We start from the raw sequence: 19660 nt of genomic DNA, 5'->3' as shown, positions 1-19660 counted from the left end.
TCCCCGAACGGGTCGATGCGAGCCGAGAGAACACGCAGCATACGTTCGAGAAGATCCGGGGGATGTTGACCCGCCGCATGTTACCGGTAACATCAGCCGCGTGACCGACCAGCCGATCGCGCAGCTCGACTCTCACCCCTCCCTCACCTCGCCCGCCCCGGTCTTCAGCGGGGCCGCTGTCGTGGCGTCCTGTGCCGGCTTTGTTCTCATCGGGGCGTTGCAGGCGCTGTACGGGCCCGCGATCCCGGCGTTTCGTGGGGAGTTCGGGCTGTCGCCGTCTGCTGCGGGGCTGGGGCTGAGTGCGCATTTCGTCGGTGGTGTGGTCGGGGTGCTGCTGTTCGACCGGCTCTTCGGCCGGGTCGGGAACCGGCTCGTCCTCGGCAGTTCGTACGCGCTGATGGCCGTCGGCGCGGCGGGGTTCGCGCTGGCGCCCGAGTGGTCCGCCGCCCTCGCGGCGGCCCTGCTCGCGGGGGTCGGTTTCGGTGGCGTCGACTACGGTCTCAACCAGCTGTTCGCCGTGGGCTTCGGTCACCGTTCGACCGCGATGCTGAACATCCTCAACGCCCACTTCGGCATCGGCGCCATCCTCGGCCCCGCACTGATCGGCGTGGTCGGCTCGGAGCACTACCCGGCCGTCTTTCTCTGCTTCGCCCTCGCCAATCTGCCCTTGCTGCTGTGTCTGAGGGGAGTCCGGAACGAGGTGCCCCTGCCGGGCGGAGGCGAGGGCGGCGGACGTGGGCAGGTTCTGGGCCGGAGTCTCCGTTGCGTGCTCGGCGTCTTCGTCGCGCTCTACGTCCTGCATGTCGCCGTCGAGGCCGGTGTCGGCGGCTGGGAGCCGACCCATCTGGAGACCGTCGGCTACGGCGCGGGCGTCGCGGCCACCGCGACCTCGGTGTACTGGCTGATGATGACCGTCGGGCGCTTCCTGGTCGCCCCGCTCGCGTTGCGGTTCTCCGCGCAGGCCATCATCACCGTCTCGTGCGCGGGCATGACGGTGTGTCTGCTGGCCGCGTCCGTGCCGGCGCTGGCTCCGTACGCGTACGCCGGTGTCGGTCTGTTCATCGCGCCGATCTTCCCCACCGGGCTGCCCTGGCTGAACCGGGCCGCGCCGCGCGCCCGGCGGGCCGGTGCCGTGGTCATCGCGGCCTCCATGGTCGGCGGTGTCGCCGCGGGGCCGGCGCTGGGCAAGGCCATCGAGTGGTCCGGGATCCGTGCGGTGCCGCTTCTGCTGTGCGGAGTCTCCGCGCTGTGCCTCGCCGCCACGCTCTGGCTCATCCGCGCCACCCGATCTCAGTGACTGCCCCTGCCTCGAATACTTCGAAGGGAAGCCTCGCATGCCCGCTCTGACGACGACGTCCGACGGATTCCTGCTGCACGGCGAGCCGTTCCGGATCCTCTCCGGCGCGCTGCACTACTTCCGTGTCCACCCCGACCTGTGGGCCGACCGGTTGCGCAAGGCCCGGCTGATGGGCCTCAACACGGTGGAGACGTACCTTCCGTGGAACCACCACCAGCCGGATCCCGACGGGCCCCTCGTGCTCGACGGCTTCCTCGACCTGCCCCGGTTCCTGCGGCTCGCCCGGGACGAGGGGCTGCGTGTGCTGCTGCGTCCGGGTCCGTTCATCTGCGCCGAATGGGACGGGGGCGGCCTGCCCGACTGGCTGACCTCGGACCCGGACATCCGGCTGCGGACCAGCGATCCGCGCTTCACCGGGGCCGTCGACCGCTATCTCGACCTGCTGCTGCCCGCGCTCCGCCCCTACATGGCGGCGGCGGGCGGTCCCGTCATCGCGGTGCAGGTGGAGAACGAGTACGGGGCCTACGGCGACGACAGCGCGTATCTGAAGCACCTGGCCGACGCGTTCCGCTCCCGAGGGGTGGAGGAACTGCTCTTCACCTGCGACCAGGCCGACCCAGAGCACTTGGCCACCGGAACCCTGCCCGGCGTCCTGGCCGCCAGCACCTTCGGCAGCCGTGTCGAGCAGTCCCTCGGGCGGCTGCGCGAGCACCGGAGTGAAGGGCCCCTGTTCTGCGCGGAGTTCTGGATCGGCTGGTTCGACCACTGGGGCGGTCCGCACCATGTGCGGGACGCGGCCGACGCCGCCGCGGACCTGGACCGGCTGCTGTCCGCCGGGGCGTCCGTGAACATCTACATGTTCCACGGCGGCACCAACTTCGGCTTCGCCAACGGGGCCAACCACAAGCACGCCTACACCCCGACCATCACGTCCTACGACTACGACGCCGCGCTCACCGAGTGCGGCGACCCGGGGCCGAAGTACCACGCCTTCCGCGAGGTCATCGCCCGCCATGCCGGCGTTCCCGACGAGCCCTTCCCGGACCCGGGACCCAAACTCCCGCCCACCGATGTGAAGTTGGCTGGCCGGGCGCCCCTGCTGCCGCTCGCCGATACGCTCGCCCCACCCGTGCACGCCGACGACCCCGTGACCATGGACGAGCTCGGGCAGCGCACCGGCTACGCGCTCTACCGCACCACCCTTCCCACTGCCGGTGACGGTCTGCTGCACTTCTCCGGCGGTGTCGGCGACCGCGCCCAGGTCTTCGTCGACGGCGCCCCGGTCGGTGTACTGGAGCGCGAACGCCACGACGAGACACTGCCCGTGCGCGTCCCCCGCTCCGGCGCGACGCTGGAGGTCCTCGTCGAGAACCTGGGCGGCGTCAACTACGGGCCTCGTATCGGCGCGCCCAAGGGCCTGCTCGGGCCCGTCTCCTTCAGCGGCGCCGCCCTGCGGGGCTGGGACTGCCGCCCGCTGCCGCTGGACGACGTGGAGGGGCTGCCGTTCGTACCGGCCGACGGGTCCACGGTCACCGTGCCGGCCTTCCATCGCGGCACCTTCGCGGTGGACACGCCCGCCGACGCCTTCCTCGCCCTGCCCGGCTGGACGAAGGGCCAGGCGTGGGTCAACGGCTTCCACCTCGGCCGCTACTGGAACCGGGGCCCGCAGCACACCCTGTACCTCCCCGCACCGGTTCTGCGGCCGGGCGCCAACGAGCTGGTCCTGCTGGAGCTGCACGGCACGACCGTCACCCGCGCCCAACTCACCGACACCCCCGACCTCGGCCCGGAGAACACCTGGTGACCCCGCACCGACTGCGCGTTCCCACGCCCTCCGCTCCCCCGCTGACCGGCCATCTGCCCTTCGCGGACGCGCCGGGCGTGCCCGACCCGATCGAGGTCACGAGCCGCTGGCTCACCCGTGGCGGCCGCCCCTGGTTCCCGGTCTCCGGCGAGTTCCACTACTCCCGCTACCCGCACGGGGAGTGGGAGGAGGAGTTGCTGAAGATGAAGGCGGGCGGGGTGACCGCCGTCGCCTCCTATGTGATCTGGATCCACCACGAGGAGATCGAGGGCCGGGTCCGCTTCGACGGCGACCGCGACCTCCGGCGCTTCGCCGGGCTGTGCGCCCGCCACGGCCTGGACTTCGTCCCGCGCATCGGCCCCTGGTCGCACGCGGAGGTGCGCAACGGCGGCCTGCCCGACTGGCTGCTCGCCCGCGCCTGCACGCCGCGTACCGACGACCCGGCGTACTTGGAGCCCGTACGCGCCTGGTTCCAGGCCGTCGCGGAGCAACTGCGCGGTCTGGACCGGGCGCACGGCGGGCCGATCGTCGCGATCCAGATCGAGAACGAGTTGTATGACCAGCCCGGCCATCTGCGCACGCTCAAGCGTCTCGCTCAGGAGGTCGGGCTGAGCGCACCGTTGTGGACGTCGACCGCCTGGGGCGGGGTGCGGCTCCCGGGCGAGGAGCTGCTTCCGCTGTACGGCGGGTATCCCGAGGCGTTCTGGACGGAGGCGGACGGCGGCTGGCCCGACACCTGTCGCAAGCACTTCTTCTTCACGCACGAGCGCGACGACGAGGGCATCGGCGCCGACCTGCGGCCCACGGCCGTGCGCGGCGCCGGGCCGGCTCCGACGGATCGGTTCCCCTGGGTCACCTGTGAGTTGGGAGGGGGTATGGCGGTGGCCTATCACCGGCGGCCCCGGGTGGAGGCGGCCGACGTGGGCGCGCTCGGGCTGACCAAGATCGGCTGCGGTTCGGTGTGGCAGGGCTACTACATGTTCCACGGCGGTACGAATCCGCAGGGAGAGCTGACCACCCTTCAGGAGTCGCACGCCACCGGCTACCCCAACGACCTGCCGGTCCTGAGCTACGACTTCCAGGCCCCGCTCGGCGAGTACGGCCAGGTGCGGCCCTCGTACCACGAACTGCGGCTCCAGCACCTGCTGCTGGCCGAATTCGGGCACCGGATCGCGCCCATGGAGTCCGTGCTGCCCGAGCGGCTGCCGGCCGGGCAGCACGACCGTGACACCCTGCGCTGGGCAGTGCGCACCGACGGCACCTCGGGCTTCCTGTTCGTGACCAACCACCAGCCGCACGAGCCGCTGCCGGACCACCCGGGCACGACGTTCACGATCGACTTTCCGGGCGCGCGTGCGCTCACGCTGCCGAGCGCTCCCGTGACGGTGCCCTCCGGCGCCTTCTTCTGCTGGCCGCTGCGGTTGGACGTGGCCGGGGTGCGGCTGGAGTGGGCCTCCGCGCAGCCGGTGTGCACGGTCGAGGCGGACGGCCGTACGGTCCTGGTGCTGGCCGCGACCGACGGCATCGCGCCCGAACTCGCCCTGGACGCGGATACGGTGGCGTCCGTCGCCGTGCCGTCCGGTGACGGGGAGGTCACGCCGGTCGACGGCCGGGTCCTGGTCACCGGTCTGCGGCCGGGCACCGATGCCCTGGTCGAGGTGGACGCGGCCGACGGTTCCCGCGTCGGCCTGCTGGTCCTGGACGCGGCGACGGCCCGTACGGCCTACCGAGGTGTCGCGTGGGGAGCGGAGCGGCTGGTGCTCTGCGGGGACGGGGTCGTCTTCGACGGTGACGAGGTACGGCTGCACAGCCCGGCCGCCGAGCCGTCGTTCGCGGTGCTGCCCGCGCCCGGTTCCGCCCTGGTGGTGGAGGGGGAACGGGTGCGGGAGGAGGCGGACGGTGTGTGCACGCGCTACACCGTCGAAGCCGGGGGCGTCGGTGACACCGCCGCGCGGGTCACCCTGGTCAGGCCGGCCGGTCCGGCCCCCGAGCCCGTGACCGGTGTGCAGGGCCGGGCGAGTGTGCCGGCCGACAAGCATGTGGACGCCGCGGCCGCCGAGTACCGGGTCGACGTACCGGAGGAACTGCTGCGGGCGCCCGCCGGTGTGCTGCTGCGGCTGCACTGGACCGGTGATCTGGCACGGGCCTACGCGGGGGACGTCCTGGTCGCCGACCAGTTCTACTCGGGGCGGGTCTGGGACATCGGCCTCGACCGGATTCCGGCCGAGGAGTTGCGTGCGCGGGGGCTACGGCTGAAGGTGCTGCCGCTGGCGGCGGACGCGGCGGTGCATGTGCCGGGGCAGGTGGGTGATGCCTGGCGGGCGGCCGGGGTGGGGCGGGCCGAGTGGGTGGTCACGCGTGTGTGGACGGTCCGGACCGGCTGAGGCCGCCGCGGGCACTGCCCCGCCTATGCTGGGCTCCTGCCGGGCGGGTTCAGGACCGCCGTACCCGACGTCGAGGAATCACCCGCCATGACACCGAGCGCCACCGACGGCCCGGTTCCCAAGGGCCGCAGCAGGCGCAACTTCGCGGGGACGCGGCCGGTGATGGCCGACGTGGCCCGGCTGGCCGGCGTCTCCAAGCAGACCGTCTCCCGCGTGCTCAACGACCACCCGGCCGTCCGCCCCGAGACGCGTGAGGCGGTCCTGGAGGCGATGCGGACGCTCGGCTACCGGCCCAGCCGCAGCGCGCGGTCCCTGGCCAGCGGCAGGACCCGGATGCTCGGCGTGATCTCCTTCGACGCCGCACGGTACGGGCCCGCCTCCATCCTGACCGCGATCAACACCGCGGCGCAGGAGGCCGGTTACCTCGTCAGCTCCATCGCCCTGGACACGGCCGACCACGGGACCGTCGTCGAGGCCGTGAACCGGCTGTCGGCCGAGGGGGCGGACGGCGTCATCGCGATCGCCCCGCAGCAGTGGGTGGGCCGCGCGCTGGCGGAGACCGAGCTCGGCACTCCCCTGGTGGTGCTGGAGAGCGCCCTCGACGACAGCACTCCCCTGGTCACGGGTGATTCCCGTACCGGCGCCCGTAAGGCCACCGAGCATCTCCTCGGCCTGGGGCACGCCACCGTCTGGCACATCGCGGGTCCGACCGGCTGGACCTCCGCCGACCATCGGCTGGCGAGCTGGCAGGAGACGCTCCAGGCGGCCGGTGCCGATGTCCCGGCACCCCTCGTCGGGGACTGGGGCGCCGACTCCGGTTACGAACTGGGCCGTCGGCTGGCCCGGCGCCCGGAGGTGACGGCCGTGTTCGCCTCCAACGACCAGATGGCGCTGGGCCTGCTGCACGCCCTGCACGAATCCGGGCGGTCCGTCCCCGGGGAGGTCAGTGTCGTCGGCTACGACGACATCCCCGAGGCCGCGCATCTGCTGCCCCCGCTGACCACTGTCCGCACCGACTTCGCCGAGATCGGCACGCGGTCCCTGCGTCTTCTCCTGGACCGTATCGACGGCCCGGGCGAGCGGCCCCGTGTGGACAGCCTCGTCCCCGTGGACCTCGTCGTGCGCGCGAGCAGCGGTCCGCCGCCGGTGGGCTGACGGGCTCAGGCGCTCCCCTCGGCGGCGGCCTTCTGCCAGGCCGATTCCCTCAGCAGCCGCAGGCCGTTCAGTCCGACGAGGACCGTGGAGCCCTCGTGGCCGGCGACCCCCAGGGGCAGCGGCAGGTCGCCCGCCAGGTCCCAGACGACGAGGCCGGCGATGAACACCCCGGCGATCACGAGGTTCTGGACGACCAGTCGGCGGGCGCGACGGGAGAGGGCGACGGTGGCGGGGACGGCGGCGAGTTCGTCGCGCACGATCACGGCGTCTGCGGTCTCCAGGGCGAGGTCGGAGCCCGCCCGGCCCATGGCGATTCCGGTGTGGGCGGCGGCCAGGGCGGGTGCGTCGTTGACGCCGTCCCCGACGACCAGCACCTTGCGGCCCGCGCTCGCCATCTCCTGGACGGCGGCCAGCTTGTCCTGCGGCAGCAGCCCGGCGCGCACGTCGTCGATGCCGGTCTCGGCGGCGAGGTGCGCGGCGGCCCGGGGGTTGTCGCCGGTGAGAAGGGTCGGGGCGGCGCCGGTGAGCGTGGTGAGGGCGGCGACCGTGGCGGCGGCGTCCGGGCGCGGCCGGTCGGCGATGCCGAGCAGTCCGGCGGGGGTGCCGTCGACGACGACCAGGACGGCGGTACGGCCGGACTCCTCCAGTTCCGCGACCCCGTCGAGGGCGTCGTCCGTCAGCCGGGCCGGGGCACCCACCGCGACCGCACGGCCGTCGACGACGGCGGTCACTCCCACGCCCGGCGCGGAGGTGAAGTCCTGCGCTTCGGGCAGGTCGAGGCCCTGCTCGCGGGCCGCGTCGACGATCGCCCGGGCCAGCGGGTGCTCGCTGGGCCGCTCGGCGGCTGCCGCCAGGGTCAGCAACTCGCCCTCGTCCAGCCGTGATCCGGGCAGCGGACGGACGTCGGTGACGCGCGGGCTGCCTTCGGTCAGGGTGCCGGTCTTGTCCAGTGCGACCGCGTCCACCTGGCCGATCCGCTCCATCACCACGGCCGACTTCACCAGCACACCGTGCCGCCCGGCGTTGGCGATGGCCGACAGCAGGGGCGGCATGGTGGCCAGCACGACCGCGCACGGCGAGGCCACGATCATGAAGGTCATGGCCCGCAGCAGCGCGTCGTTGAGCTGTTCGCCGAAGGCCAGCGGCACCAGGAAGACGGCCAGGGTCGCGGCCACCATGCCCAGCGAATAGCGCTGCTCGACCTTCTCGATGAACAGTTGCGTGGGCGCCTTGGTCTCGGACGCCTCCTGCACCATCCGGACGATCCGGGCGATCACCGAGTCGGACGCGTCGCGCTCGACCCGGACCCGCAGGGCGCCGGTGCCGTTGAGTGTGCCCGCGAAGACCTCGTCGCCCCGCTCCTTCGGCACGGGGAGCGGCTCGCCGGTGATGGTCGCCTGGTCCACCTCGCTCGCCCCGTCCAGCACCCGGCCGTCGGCGCCGACGCGCTCCCCGGGGCGGACGAGGACGGTGTCGCCGACCGTCAGCTCCTCGACGGGGACGACCTGTTCCCCGCCGTCGGGAGAGAGCCGGGTGGCCGTGGCGGGGGCCAGGTCGAGCAGGCCGCGGACGGAGTCGGCGGTGCGGGCCGTGGCCAGCGCCTCCAAGGCGCCGGAGGTGGCGAAGATGACGATGAGCAGGGCGCCGTCCATGACCTGCCCGATCGCGGCCGCGCCCAGTGCGGCGACCACCATCAGCAGGTCGACGTCGAGGGTGCGGTCCTTGAGCGCCTTCAGCCCCTCCCAGCCCGGCTCCCAGCCGCCCGTGGCGTACGCCGCCGCGTACAGCGGGCCCCAGGTCCAGGCGGGGGCGCCGGTCAGCTGGAGCGGCAGCGCGAGCAGGAAGCAGGCGGTGGCCGCCGCGGCCCAGCGCGCCTCGGGAAGCGCGAGGACACGGGTGCGCCGCCGCGGCACGGTCCCGGGGCGTGCGGGCTCCGCCTCCTGGACCGGCCGCGGCGTGAGGGTGGAAGTCAAGGGGGGGGTCCTTCTGGCGGGGGCGCGTGAACGCGCCTCACCATACAGGAACACATGAAGACTCATTCATTTCTTCATGTACCCCGCTGCGGCCCGGAAGGGGCGTCAGCGCAGCTTGTCCTTGGCCTTGTAGTAGGCGCCGCCGAACGGCAGGAACCAGGGGGTGCCGTTGTAGAAGGGCACCGGGACCTTCGGGAAGCCGAGGCCGCGCAGCGGGTTGGCCTCCGGGCGGCCGTCCATCATCTCGGCGACCGCGCGGCCCATGTAGGTGGCCATCTGGACCCCGTGGCCGCAGTACCCCATCGAGTAGTACAGGCCGTCGGTCTCGCCCGCGTGCGGGAGGCGGTCCCAGGAGAAGCCGACCATGCCGCCCCACACGTAGTCGATCCGCACCCCGGCGAGCTGCGGGAAGATCTCGGTCATCTCCCGCTTCAGGATGTCGCCGCTCTTGACGTCGGAGGCCGGGTTGGACGGGGCGAAGCGGGCCCGGCCGCCGAAGGCGAGGCGGTGGTCCGGGGTGAGGCGGATGTAGTGGCCGATGTTCTTGGAGTCCACCACCAGACGGCCGTTCGGGATGAGTGACTTGGCACGCTCCTCGCCCAGCGGCTCGGTGACGACGATGAAGCTGCCGACGTTGATGAGCCGCTTGCGGAACCACGGCATCGCCTTGTCGGTGTAGGCGTCGGTCGCCGCCATCACCTGCTTGGCGCGGATGGTGCCGTGGAGCGTCTCGACCACGAAGCCGCCGCCGGGGAGGCGGGTGAGGCCGGTGGCGGCGTTGCGTTCGTGGATCTCCGCGCCGGCCCGTTCGGCGGCCTCGGCGAGTCCGTGGACGTACTTGCCGACGTGCAGGGCGGCGCTGAGCGGGTCGAGCAGGGCGCCGTGGTAGTAGTCCGAGTTCAGTTCCGACTTCAGCTCGGCGCGGGTCAGGAGCCGGGTCTCGTGGCCGAAGTTGTCGGCCAGGTCGCGCTGGGTGGCCCGCATGCCCTCGAAGTGCTGCGGTTTGAAGGCGACTCCGAGGCGGCCGGCGCGGTGGAAGTCGCAGTCGATCCGCTCGGTCCGGGTGATCTCCTCGACCACGTCGACCGCCTCGCGGAAGGCGTCGTACAGCTCCCGGGCGCGCTCCTGGCCGTAGCGTTTGCGGGCCTCGCCGACGCCGATGGTGAGGCCCTGGGTACACATGCTGCCGTTGCGTCCGGAGGCGCCCGAGCCGACCTTGTCCTTCTCTACGAGGACGACCCGGGCGCCCTTGCGGGCGGCGTGGTAGGCGGTGGACAGGCCGGTGAGGCCGCCGCCGATCACGACCACGTCCGCCTCGTCGGGCAGGTCCTTTCCGGAGCGGTCGGGCAGGGCGGGGGCGGTGTCGAGCCAGTAGGGGATCTGCTTCATGGCGTGCGTCCTCACATCCGTCCGTCGGGTCAGCAGCCGAGCAGCTTCGGCAGGCCCGTCATGTCGCGCAGCTCGTCGTAGGGCTGGTAGTCGGCGCTGCCGGGGCGGCCGAAGCGGTTGATCCATACCCGGCGCTTCAGGCCGAGGTCGCGGGTCGGGATGTGGTCGTACTCCCAGCCCTGGGCGGTGTGGATGACCTGGGAGGGTTCGACGCCCATGGTCTTGAAGGCGTGCTCGAAGGTCTGCCGGTCCGGCTTGTAGGCGCCGGCCTGCTGGGCGGTGATGACGTGGTCGAACTCGACGCCGATGTTCTCGACGTTCCGCGCGATCAGGTTGTCGTCGGTGTTGGAGATGATGGCGATCTCGTACCTGGTCTTCAGGGCGCGCAGGGCGTCCGGGACCTCCGGGAACGGGCCGAAGGTGGGGACGGCCTCCACGAGGGCGTCGCCGTCGGAGGTGCGGTACTCCAGGCCGTGCAACCGCATGGCGTTGCGCAGGCTGGAGTGCAGGACCTCGTGGTAGGGGCGGTAGGCCTCCAGGACGGCCTGGAAGCGCATGACGCGGAAGTCGTCGAGGAACTCGTCGACGTCCAGGTTGTCCAGGTCGAGACGGTCCTCAAGGACCTTCAGGGTGGTGGGGCCGAGCTGGAAGTCGACCAGGGTGCCGTAGGCGTCGAAGGTGACGATCTCTCGCATGGTGTTCAGCCTCGTTTCGCGGGGTTCGGTAAGTGGGGGCGGTCGTCAGACGACGCGTTCGCCGGGCGTGACGATCGCGTCGAGTGCGGCCAGGTCGGCGGGGTCGGGGACCCAGTCGGCCGCCGCCGCGTTGGCGGTGACCTGCGCGGGGGTCATGGCGCCGCAGATGACCGAGCCGACCGCGGGCAGTGCGGCCAGTGCGCCCACGGCGACCTGAAGCAGGGTCAGGCCGCGCTCGGCGCCGTACGCGGTGAGTGCCTCGACGCGGTCGAGGGCGGCGTCGGTGAGCCAGCCCTGCCGCCAGGACAGCCGGCTGCCGGGCGGGGGCTCCTCGCCGCGCCGGTACTTGCCGCTGAGCAGGCCGTTGGCCAGCGGGTAGTACGGCAGCAGCCCCAGGCCGTGGCGCAGACAGGCGGGGACGAGGTCGGCCTCCGCGCTCCGGTCGAGCAGGTGGTAGCGGGCCTGTGTCGACACGAACGCGTCGGTGAGCTCCTCCGCCGGGAGGTTGGAGCAGCCGAGGTACCGGATCTTGCCCTCGTCCACGAGTTCGGTCAGGGCGGCGACGGTCTCCTCCAGCGGGGTGAGGCCGTCGGGCTCGTGGTACTGGTACAGGTCGATCCGGTCGGTGCCGAGCCGGCGCAGGGAGGACTCGACGGCGTACCGGATGTAGGGGCCGGCGCCGCGTCTGCCGTACAGGTCGGCGTCGGGGCCCATCTCCATGCCGAACTTGGTGGCGAGGACGACGTCGTCGCGGCGGCCCTTGAGGGCGGCGCCGAGGAGGCGTTCGCCGTCGCCGCGCTCCCCGCCGCGCTCACCGAACCCGCCGTACATGTCGGCGGTGTCGAACAGGGTGATCCCGGCGTCGAGGGCGGCGTGGACGACCCCGTTCGTGCCCTCCTCGTCGAGGCGGGAGCCGAAGTTGTTGCCGCCGACACCGACCGCCGAGACGACCGGGCCGTGTTCACCGAGCGTGCGATACCTCATGACCGGTCCCCGAATCCGATGCAGACGTTCTTCGTCTGGGTGTAGCTCGCCAGCGCCTCAAGGCCCTTCTCCCGGCCCCAGCCGCTGTGCTTGTAGCCGCCGAAGGGAAGCTCGATGCCGCTGCCGGCGCTGGTGACGTTGACGTAGACCTGGCCGGCCCGGATGCCTTCGGCGAGGCGCATAGCCCGGTCGAGGTCGCGGCTCCAGACGTAGGAGGACAGGCCGTACGGGCTGTCGTTGGCGATCCGCAGGGCCTCGTCGGCGTCGTCGAAGTCGATGACGGTGACGACGGGGCCGAAGATCTCCTCGCGGGCGCACCGGGCCTCATTGGTCAGGCCGGTGAGGACGGTCGGCTCGATGTAGTAGCCGTCGGCGAGTTCCGGGGCGGTGGGGGCGCCGCCGCCGACCCGGGCCACGGCGCCTTCCTGCCGGGCCAGTTCCAGGTAGCCGAGGACACGGTCGCGCTGCCGGGCGGCGACCAGCGGGCCGATGTCCGGGTCAGTGAGGCCGGGTCCGACGCGCAGGGCGGCGATCTTCTCGACCAGCCGGTCCAGGAACTCCTCGGCGCCGCGCTGGAGCAGCAGCCGGGTGCCGGCCGAGCACATCTGGCCGGCGTTGCTGAACGACCAGCCGAGGATCGCGCTCAGCGCCAGGTCGAAGTCGGCGTCGGCGAAGACGATGAACGGCGACTTGCCGCCCAGTTCGGTGACGGAGGGCACCACGTTGGCGGCGGCGGCCTGCGCGACCTTGATGCCGGTGGGGACCGAGCCGGTGAAGGTGACCTGGTCGATGCCCGGGTGCCCGGCGAGGGCCGCGCCGGTCTCGGCGTCGCCGGGTACGACGTTCAGCACGCCCGGCGGCAGCCCGCACTCCAGCGCGATCCGGCCGATCTCCAGCGGGGTGAGGGGCGCCTCCGGGGAGGGCTTGAGCACCACCGTGCAGCCTGCCGCGAGGGCCGGGGCGGAACCGCGGGCGGTGTTCTGGAGGGGGTAGTTGAACGGGATGATCTGGCCGGAGACGCCGATGGGTTCACGGACGGTGTAGTCGATCAGGCCGGGCCCGAGGGGGATCGTGGAGCCGCCGAGCTTGTCGGCGATGCCCGCGTAGAACTCGAAGTAGCGGGCGGCGGACTCGACGTCGGCCCTGGCCTGGCGGAGCGGCTTGCCGACGTCCTGGCACTCCAGGCGCGCCAGCCGCTCGCCCTCGCCGCGTATCGCGTCCGCGATGCGGGTCAGCAGCCTGCCCCGGTCGGCGGCGCGCATCCGGGCCCACTCGGGCGCGGTGAAGGCCGCGCGGGCCGCCGCCACGGCCTGGTCCACGTCCGCCGGTCCGGCCAGCGCCACCTGGGTGAGGGCCGTGCCGTCCGCCGGGTCGAGGACAGTGAAGGTACGTCCGTCGGCGGCGGGGATCCGCTTGCCGTCGACGAGCAGCAGCTCGGGCTCGCCGCTCATGGCTGGATCTCTCCCTGCACCTCGCCGAAGATGACGACCTCGTCGCCGGGCCGGACGGTGCGGATCCGGCGCACCCAGAGCACGATGCCGTCCTGCGGGGCGCGGACCTCCTCCAGCGTGTTGCCGTAGTGGTCGACGATGTGGGCGATCAGGTCGCCTTGCTTGCACGTCTCGCCCGGTGCGGCGTGGCCGAGGAAGAAGCCGCCGGCGGCGGAGCGGGCGAAGGTGCCGGAGACGGCGATGTAGTCGTCCCGCAGTTCGGCACCGCCGTCGGTCATGTTCAGCTGCCGCATGATGTTGAGGACGGAGTCGATGTGCAGTCGGACGTTCTCCTCGCGGTAGGTGCCGCCGCCCGCCTCGATGGTGATGGCCGGCTTGCCCGCAGCCAGGGTGGGGTGGCGGACCGTGCCGCCCCACTTGCCGCCCTTCCAGATCAGCCGGTGCCCGGCGGCCAGGCCGATGCCGGTGGCCAGGTCCTCGTAGCCGCCCTGGACGATGGTGAGCGGGGCGATCTCGCCGAAGGTGCCGCCGGTGTGCAGGTCGACCAGGGCGTCGATGGCCGGGACGACCTGCTCGACGAAGGTGGCGGCCAGGCGCAGCGAGTAGGAGCCGTCCGCGTCGCCCGGGAAGATCCGGTTGAGGTTCAGGTGATCGAGGCCGCTGGTGCGGGCCGCCGCCTCGAAGGCGGGGGTGTTCATGCAGGGGATGCCGACGAGCGTGCCGCGCAGGCCCACCGGGTCGACCTCGGCGAGCACGCGGCGGATGGCCTCCTGGCCGTCGTACTCGTCGCCGTGCACACCGGCGTCCACACACAGGACCGGGCCGTCCTCGGTTCCGTTGACGACGATCAGCGGGATGCCGAGCTCCACGCCGTAGGTGCTGGTGCCGACGGGGATCAGACCCTGCGCGCGCTCGCCGGGGGCGACGGTCAGGGGGCCGATGGAGTACATGGGGTTCCTTTCCAGGACGGGTGTGAGGCGGGTGTCAGAGGCGGGCGGAGGCCTCGTCGAGGGTGGCCGCGATGATGTCGCCGATACGGTCGAGGAGTTCGCGGTCGCTGATCAGCGGCGGCGCGATCTGGACCAGTGGGGCGGCGCGGTTGTAGACGCGGGCGAGCAGCCCTGCCTCGCGCAGCCGGCGCGGGATCAGGTCGGCGACGAGCGCGGTGCGGGCTGTGTCGCCGAAGCCGCCGTCGTCGAGGTCTCCGGTGAGTTCGACGGCGTAGAAGAAGCCGGCGCCGCGGACGTCTCCGACGATCGGCAGGTCGGTCAGGGCGTCCATGCGCCGGGCCAGATGCGCCTGGTGGCCGCGGACGTTGTCCAGGATCCGGTCCCGCTCCATGATGTCCAGGCTGCGCAGGGCGATGGCGGCGCTGAGCGGGTGGCCGGCGAAGGTGTAGCCGTGGTTGAGGACGGCGCCGGGCCGGTTGATGACCTCGGTGACGCGGTCGCTGACGAGCGTCGCTCCCATGGGGGCGTAGCCGGCGGTGATGCCCTTGGCGACGGTGACGATGTCGGGGCGGGCCCCGTACAGGTCGCCGCCGAACCACTCCCCCAGCCGTCCGAAGGCCGTGATGACCTCGTCGGTGACGAGCAGGAAGCCGTACCGGTCGGCCAGGGCGCGCAGGCCCGGCCAGTAGCCCTCGGGCGGGGTGATGCAGCCGCCCCGGTTCTGCACCGGCTCGGCGATCAGCATCGCGACGGTGTCCGGGCCCTCGGCCAGGATCGCGGCCTCCAGCTCGGCGAGCAGGTGGGAGGTGAACGTCTCGTCGTCCATGCGCTCGGGGGCCTCGGGAGCCCCGGGTGCCTCGGGGGCGAGGCCGAAGCGGTTGGTGTTGGAGACGAACCGGGTCTCGATCGCGCCCGGTCCGTACGGTTCGCGCAGCCCGGGGTCGTCGGTGAGGGAGAGGGCGCCGAGGGTCAGGCCGTGGTAGGCGCCGCGGCGGGCGATGGCCTTGGTGCGGCCCGCTTCGCCACGCAGGGCGTGGTAGCGGCGGGCGATCTTCCAGGCGGTCTCGACGGCTTCGGCGCCGCCGCCGGAGAAGAAGGTGTGCTCGATGTCGACGGGGGCGATGCGCGCAAGGCGCTCCGACAGCTCGATGGCCGTGGGGTGCGCGGAGGAGGACCACAGGGGGCTGAAGCACAGCTCGCGCAGCTGGCGGTCGGCGGCCTCGGCGAACTCGGGGGCGTAGGAGTAGCCGAGCTGGCAGCAGTACAGGCCGGAGAGGCCGTCGATGTAGCGCTTGCCGTCCGCGTCGTCGACGTACGGTCCCTCGCCGCGCCGGACGACGAAGAGGTTCTCGCCGGAGCGGCCGAGCGAGCCGTTGGGGGTCATGTTGAGGAGCAGGTGTCTGGCCGCGGTGGCGGAGAGTTCACCGGCCGGGGCCTGGGTGCTGATGGTCATCGGGTCTCACTTCCGGCGGGGAGGCTCACGGCGGATTCCGTGGGCAGCAGGCCCGCCTGCTTGCCCGGGCCGCCCAGTCGGCGCACGGCGACGACCAGGGCGAGGGCGACGACGGCGACCGCGATGAGGATCGCGCTGACGGCGGTCACCGACGGATCGACGTTGTACTGGAGGACGTTGAACACCTGGACGGGCAGCGTCACGGTGTCCACGGAGGACAGGAACTGCGAGATGAAGAACTCGTCGAAGCTGGTGATGAAGGAGAAGATCGCGGCGGCGATCATGCCCGGCGCGGCGAGGGGGAAGGTGATGCGTCGCCAGACGGTCAGGCGGCTGGCGCCCATGCTGGCGGCCGCGTCCTCCAGGCGTTCGTCGATGCCCTTCAGCGTGGCCATGAGGATCATGACCGCGATGGGCGAGGCCAGCACGGTGTGGCCGAAGGCGATGGCGATGGGGCTGCCGAGCATCGCGGCCGGTTCGAAGAGCAGGAACAGGCCGAGGGCGATGACGACCTGAGGGATCACCAGCGGGGCGAGGACCAGGCCGTAGACCGCGGAGCGCAGGGGCAGGTCGCTGCGGACCAGTGCCGTGGCCGCCGTGATGCCGAGGACGAGGGAGAAGACGGTGGTCAGGGAGGCGACCAGCACGCTCAACGAGAGCGCGGCCGGCCATTTGCTGCCGTCGGCGAACAACTGCTCGTACCAGCCGAGCGTCCAGGCCTCCGGAGGGAACGAGCCGAAGGCGTCCTTGCCGAAGGAGGTGACCACGATGACGATGATCGGCATCGCCAGGAACAGCAGGATCAGGGTGGACAGGACGGCCAGGGCGATGCGTCCGGCCAGGGTGGCACGCAGCTCGATCATGACGCCGTCCCCCGGTTCCGGTAGGCCTCGCCCGCCGACTTCAGCAGCCGCAGCAGGATCAGCCCGGCGAAGGTGAAGAGCAGCAGGATGATGCCGAGCGCCGAGGCGCCGTTCCACTGGTTCTGCTTCATGACCTGTTCGTCGATGAGCGAGGCGACCATGGTCTGCTTCTCGCCGCCCATCAGGGCGGGTGTGAGGTAGTAGCCGAGGCAGAGGATGAAGCACAGGACACCGGCGTTGACCAGGCCGGGTGCCACCAGGGGAACGTAGACACGGCGGAAGATGGTGATCTTTCCGGCGCCCATGCTGGCCGCGGCGGCCAGGAGCCGTCGGTCGATGCCCTTCATGACGGCGTACAGCAGCAGCACGGTGTACGGCAGCATCACGGCGGTGGTGCCGATGACGACGCCGATCTCGTTGTAGAGCAGTTGGAAGGGTGCGCCGGGGAAGCGCGAGTCGGTGAGGGCGTTGTTCACCACGCCGTTGTCACCGAGCAGGATGATCCAGCCGTAGGTGCGCACCAGGGCGCTGATGAAGTGCGGGACGACCACCACGAGCATCGCGAGGCCCGCCCACAGGGGCTTGAGCCGGCAGATCGCGGAGGCCAGCACGAAACCGACGACCAGGCTGATCAGTGAGGTCTCGGCGGAGATCCGCAGGGTGGTGAGCAGGATCTCCAGGTTGGCGCCGCGGAAGGCGTCGGCGTACCAGTGGAGGGTGAAGCCGCCGGCCTGGTCCTTGAGGCTCAGCATCAGGGTGCTGAAGATCGGATAGACGAAGAGGATCAGCAGATAGAGGACGACGGGCGCGGCGTTGAGCAGTCCGAAGCGGGTGCGGCGGTCGGAGAGCAGGCGGGCCTGTCGTTTCCTGCGGGGCACCGGGGCGGCGGGCCGGGATGCCGGAGCGAGTACGGCCACGTCGTCACCCCCCGTTTTCCGTGTCGGGGAAGACGCTGACGTTCGCGGGGTCCGCGGTGAGGCCGACGCGCTCGCCGAAGGAGGGGGCGCGTCCGGCGGGCAGTTCGAGCCGTACGGGTTCGGTGTCGGCGCCGCCCAGGGGACGGACGGTGACGCGTACGAGGGTCCCGACGTAGGTGACCGTCTCGACGGTCCCGGTACAGAAGCCCTGGTCGGGCGGGCACAGGACGAGCCGGCCGGGCTGGACCGCAGCGCGCACCCGCGCTCCGTCCGGGACGGCCTGCGGACGGGCCGTGATCAGGCCGCCCGAGTCGAGCCGGACGGTGGTGATCTCCCCCGTGTGCGCTTCCAGGCGGCCCGGGAGGAAGTTGGCGGCGCCGAGGAAGTCGGCCACGAACGGGGTGCGCGGGCGTTCGAAGAGTTCCTGCGGGGTGTCGAACTGGTCGATCCGCCCGTCCCGCATGACCGCGATGCGGTCGGAGAGGACCAGGGCCTCTTCCTGGTCGTGCGTCACATAGATGACGGTCAGGCCGAGTTCCTGCTGGATGCGCTTGATCTCGGTCTGGAGCTGGTCGCGCAGCTTCTTGTCGAGGGCGCCCAGCGGTTCGTCCATCAGGATGACCGGGGGCCGGTAGACCAGGGCCCGGCACAGCGCGACGCGCTGCTGCTGGCCGCCGGAGAGTTCGCGTGGCCGGCGGCGGGCCATGGCCGACAGTCCGGCCATCTCCAGGGTCTCGCCGACCCGGCGGCGCTGGTCCGCCTTGGACACACCGCGCAGGGTCAGCGGGAAGGCGACGTTGTCCCACACCGTCATGTGCGGGAAGAGCAGGTACTGCTGGAAGACGAAGCCCAGTCCGCGTTTCTGCGGGGCGAGGCGGGTGACGTCACGGCCGCCGACGACGATGCTGCCGGAGTCGGGCTCGCAGAACCCGGCGATCATCATCAGGGTGGTGGTCTTGCCGGAGCCGGACGCTCCGAGGAAGGTGACGAACTCGCCCGCCGCGATCTCCATGGAGACCTCGTCGACGGCGGTGACGCCCCCGTAGGTCTTGCGAAGTCGCGTGACGGACAGGGGTTTTCCGGTGCCGGTCGGCATCGACGGGACGGTGAGCGAGGGGTCGGGCATCACGTTCAGGTCAGGCATGCGTCCACTCCTGCCAGCGCTTGGACACGGCGTCCTGGTTCTTGATCCACCACTCGACGTCCAGGTCGAAGCCGCTCTTCAGGTGCTCGGGCGAGCTGCCCAGGTTGGCGGCGGTGGCGGGCTTGAGCCTCTTGTAGGCGGCGGGCACCGAGGGGGCCATGGGGTAGATCTCGGCGTAGGCGGCCTGTACTTCGGGGCGCAGCGAGAAGTCGACGAGTCGGTAGGCGGCGTCGAGGTTGGCGGCTCCCTTGGGGATGCCGAGCCCGTTGCTCTGGCGGCGGGCGCCGTTCCACTGGTAGGCGAGGGGTGCGCCGCCCTTGATCAGGGCGTCCAGGCGGCCGTGCCAGACGCTGGAGGCGTCGACCTCCTTGCGGCCCAGCAGCACGCCGGGCAGGGCGCCGGTGTCCCAGAACTTCCGGACGTGGGGCTTGATCTCGCCGAGGACCTTGAAGGCACGGTCGACGTCGAGGGGGTAGAGCTTGTCGAGGGGCACGCCGTCGGCGAGGAGGGCGAACTCCAGCTCGGGCAGGTCGGCGTCCAGGGCCTGGAGGGCGCGGTTGCCTGGGAAGGCCTTGGTGTCCCAGAAGTCGGCCCAGGAGGAGGGCTTGCTCTTGCCGAAGGAGTCCGTGCGGTACGCCATCACGCTGGCCCAGTAGTTCTTGCCGACGGCGTTGGAGGTGACGAGGTTCTTGGCGACGCCGGCCTTCTTGAAGTTCTTCAGCCGGTCGTAGTCCAGGGCCTCGGTGGCGTCCTCCTGCTGGAAGAGCACGAAGTCGGCCATCGAGTCGTCGATGACGTCGAACTCGGGGCGGCCCTGCTTGATCTGGGCGAGCATCTGGGCGTACTCGATGTTCACCACCTTGACCTGGATGCCGGTCTCCTTGGTGAACGGCTCGTAGATCGCCTGCTGGTTGGCGTCGCCGTAGGAGCCGCCGCTGTTGCGGACGACGAGCGTCTTGGAGCTCTTGGAGCCGCTGCCGACGGAGCGGCTGGTGCCGGTGCCGCAGGCGCTGAGCGTGCCGGCGGCGGCGATGCCTGCGGCAACCGAGCCGACGCCGCGCAGGAACACTCTGCGGTCGATCCGGGTGCCACGCGGCGGAGCCGCGAATCGATGCGTCACGGGGGCCTCCTGGATGTGCTGTGCGGAAAGGGGGAGCGTGGGGTGGGGCGTGTAGCGGGGTCTCGATCTGTGGGGTGCGGG

At 71.7% G+C, this 19660-nt stretch carries 15 protein-coding genes; 4 read left to right on the top strand and 11 right to left on the bottom strand.

What is annotated here, in order from left to right:
- Positions 1-100: 100 nt before the first annotated feature.
- The 4 genes from KJK29_RS36575 (at position 101) to KJK29_RS36560 (ending at position 6640) form a co-directional block, all read left to right on the top strand.
- Complete coding sequence (locus tag KJK29_RS36575; RefSeq protein ID WP_251058033.1) at positions 101-1297, top strand: MFS transporter; 1197 nt, start codon at positions 101-103, stop codon at positions 1295-1297.
- Positions 1298-1334: 37 nt separating this feature from the next.
- A complete protein-coding gene (locus KJK29_RS36570) occupies positions 1335-3101 on the top strand; it encodes a glycoside hydrolase family 35 protein (RefSeq protein WP_215123552.1) in 1767 nt (588 codons plus the stop codon).
- Positions 3095-5485, top strand: a complete 2391-nt coding sequence (locus KJK29_RS36565) for a beta-galactosidase (protein WP_215124586.1) — start codon at positions 3095-3097, stop codon at positions 5483-5485. The genes KJK29_RS36570 and KJK29_RS36565 overlap by 7 nt, the downstream gene beginning before the upstream one ends.
- Positions 5486-5572: 87 nt before the next feature.
- Positions 5573-6640 (top strand): LacI family DNA-binding transcriptional regulator, encoded by a 1068-nt coding sequence (locus tag KJK29_RS36560; protein ID WP_215123550.1) that lies wholly within the window; start codon positions 5573-5575, stop codon positions 6638-6640.
- Positions 6641-6645: 5 nt separating this feature from the next.
- On the opposite strand, the gene KJK29_RS36555 is transcribed toward KJK29_RS36560, so the two are convergent.
- The 11 genes from KJK29_RS36555 to KJK29_RS36505 all read right to left on the bottom strand — a co-directional run bounded on the left by KJK29_RS36555 (position 6646) and on the right by KJK29_RS36505 (position 19579).
- The gene (locus tag KJK29_RS36555) at positions 6646-8613 is read right to left on the bottom strand and encodes a heavy metal translocating P-type ATPase (RefSeq protein ID WP_215123548.1); all 1968 of its coding nucleotides are present in this window, start codon (positions 8611-8613) and stop codon (positions 6646-6648) included.
- Positions 8614-8718: 105 nt separating this feature from the next.
- A complete protein-coding gene (locus tag KJK29_RS36550) occupies positions 8719-10002 on the bottom strand; it encodes an NAD(P)/FAD-dependent oxidoreductase (protein ID WP_215123546.1) in 1284 nt (427 codons plus the stop codon).
- A gap of 29 nt (positions 10003-10031) precedes the next feature.
- On the bottom strand, positions 10032-10697 hold the full coding sequence (locus KJK29_RS36545; protein ID WP_193478777.1) for a haloacid dehalogenase type II: 666 nt from the start codon (positions 10695-10697) through the stop codon (positions 10032-10034).
- A gap of 45 nt (positions 10698-10742) precedes the next feature.
- Complete coding sequence (locus KJK29_RS36540; RefSeq protein ID WP_215123544.1) at positions 10743-11681, bottom strand: aldo/keto reductase; 939 nt, start codon at positions 11679-11681, stop codon at positions 10743-10745.
- Entirely contained in the window at positions 11678-13132 is a 1455-nt protein-coding gene (locus KJK29_RS36535) for an aldehyde dehydrogenase family protein (RefSeq protein ID WP_215123542.1), read from the bottom strand. The genes KJK29_RS36540 and KJK29_RS36535 overlap by 4 nt, the downstream gene beginning before the upstream one ends.
- The gene (locus tag KJK29_RS36530) at positions 13129-14082 is read right to left on the bottom strand and encodes a succinylglutamate desuccinylase/aspartoacylase family protein (protein ID WP_215123540.1); all 954 of its coding nucleotides are present in this window, start codon (positions 14080-14082) and stop codon (positions 13129-13131) included. Before KJK29_RS36530 ends, KJK29_RS36535 begins: the two co-directional genes overlap by 4 nt.
- Positions 14083-14116: 34 nt before the next feature.
- On the bottom strand, positions 14117-15535 hold the full coding sequence (locus KJK29_RS36525; RefSeq protein ID WP_215123538.1) for an aminotransferase class III-fold pyridoxal phosphate-dependent enzyme: 1419 nt from the start codon (positions 15533-15535) through the stop codon (positions 14117-14119).
- The gene (locus tag KJK29_RS36520; protein WP_215123536.1) at positions 15532-16398 is read right to left on the bottom strand and encodes an ABC transporter permease; all 867 of its coding nucleotides are present in this window, start codon (positions 16396-16398) and stop codon (positions 15532-15534) included. The genes KJK29_RS36525 and KJK29_RS36520 overlap by 4 nt, the downstream gene beginning before the upstream one ends.
- Positions 16395-17315 (bottom strand): ABC transporter permease, encoded by a 921-nt coding sequence (locus tag KJK29_RS36515; RefSeq protein ID WP_251058032.1) that lies wholly within the window; start codon positions 17313-17315, stop codon positions 16395-16397. Before KJK29_RS36515 ends, KJK29_RS36520 begins: the two co-directional genes overlap by 4 nt.
- Positions 17316-17319: 4 nt before the next feature.
- Positions 17320-18459: an ABC transporter ATP-binding protein gene (locus KJK29_RS36510; RefSeq protein ID WP_215123534.1), complete on the bottom strand. Its 1140-nt coding sequence runs from the start codon at positions 18457-18459 to the stop codon at positions 17320-17322.
- Positions 18452-19579: an ABC transporter substrate-binding protein gene (locus KJK29_RS36505; protein ID WP_251058031.1), complete on the bottom strand. Its 1128-nt coding sequence runs from the start codon at positions 19577-19579 to the stop codon at positions 18452-18454. Before KJK29_RS36505 ends, KJK29_RS36510 begins: the two co-directional genes overlap by 8 nt.
- Positions 19580-19660: the final 81 nt, after the last annotated feature.

This window comes from Streptomyces koelreuteriae (assembly GCF_018604545.1).
GTDB lineage: Bacteria > Actinomycetota > Actinomycetes > Streptomycetales > Streptomycetaceae > Streptomyces > Streptomyces koelreuteriae.
The sequence above is the reverse complement of the archived record's forward strand: the minus strand, read 5'-3'. Positions and strand labels throughout refer to the sequence as shown.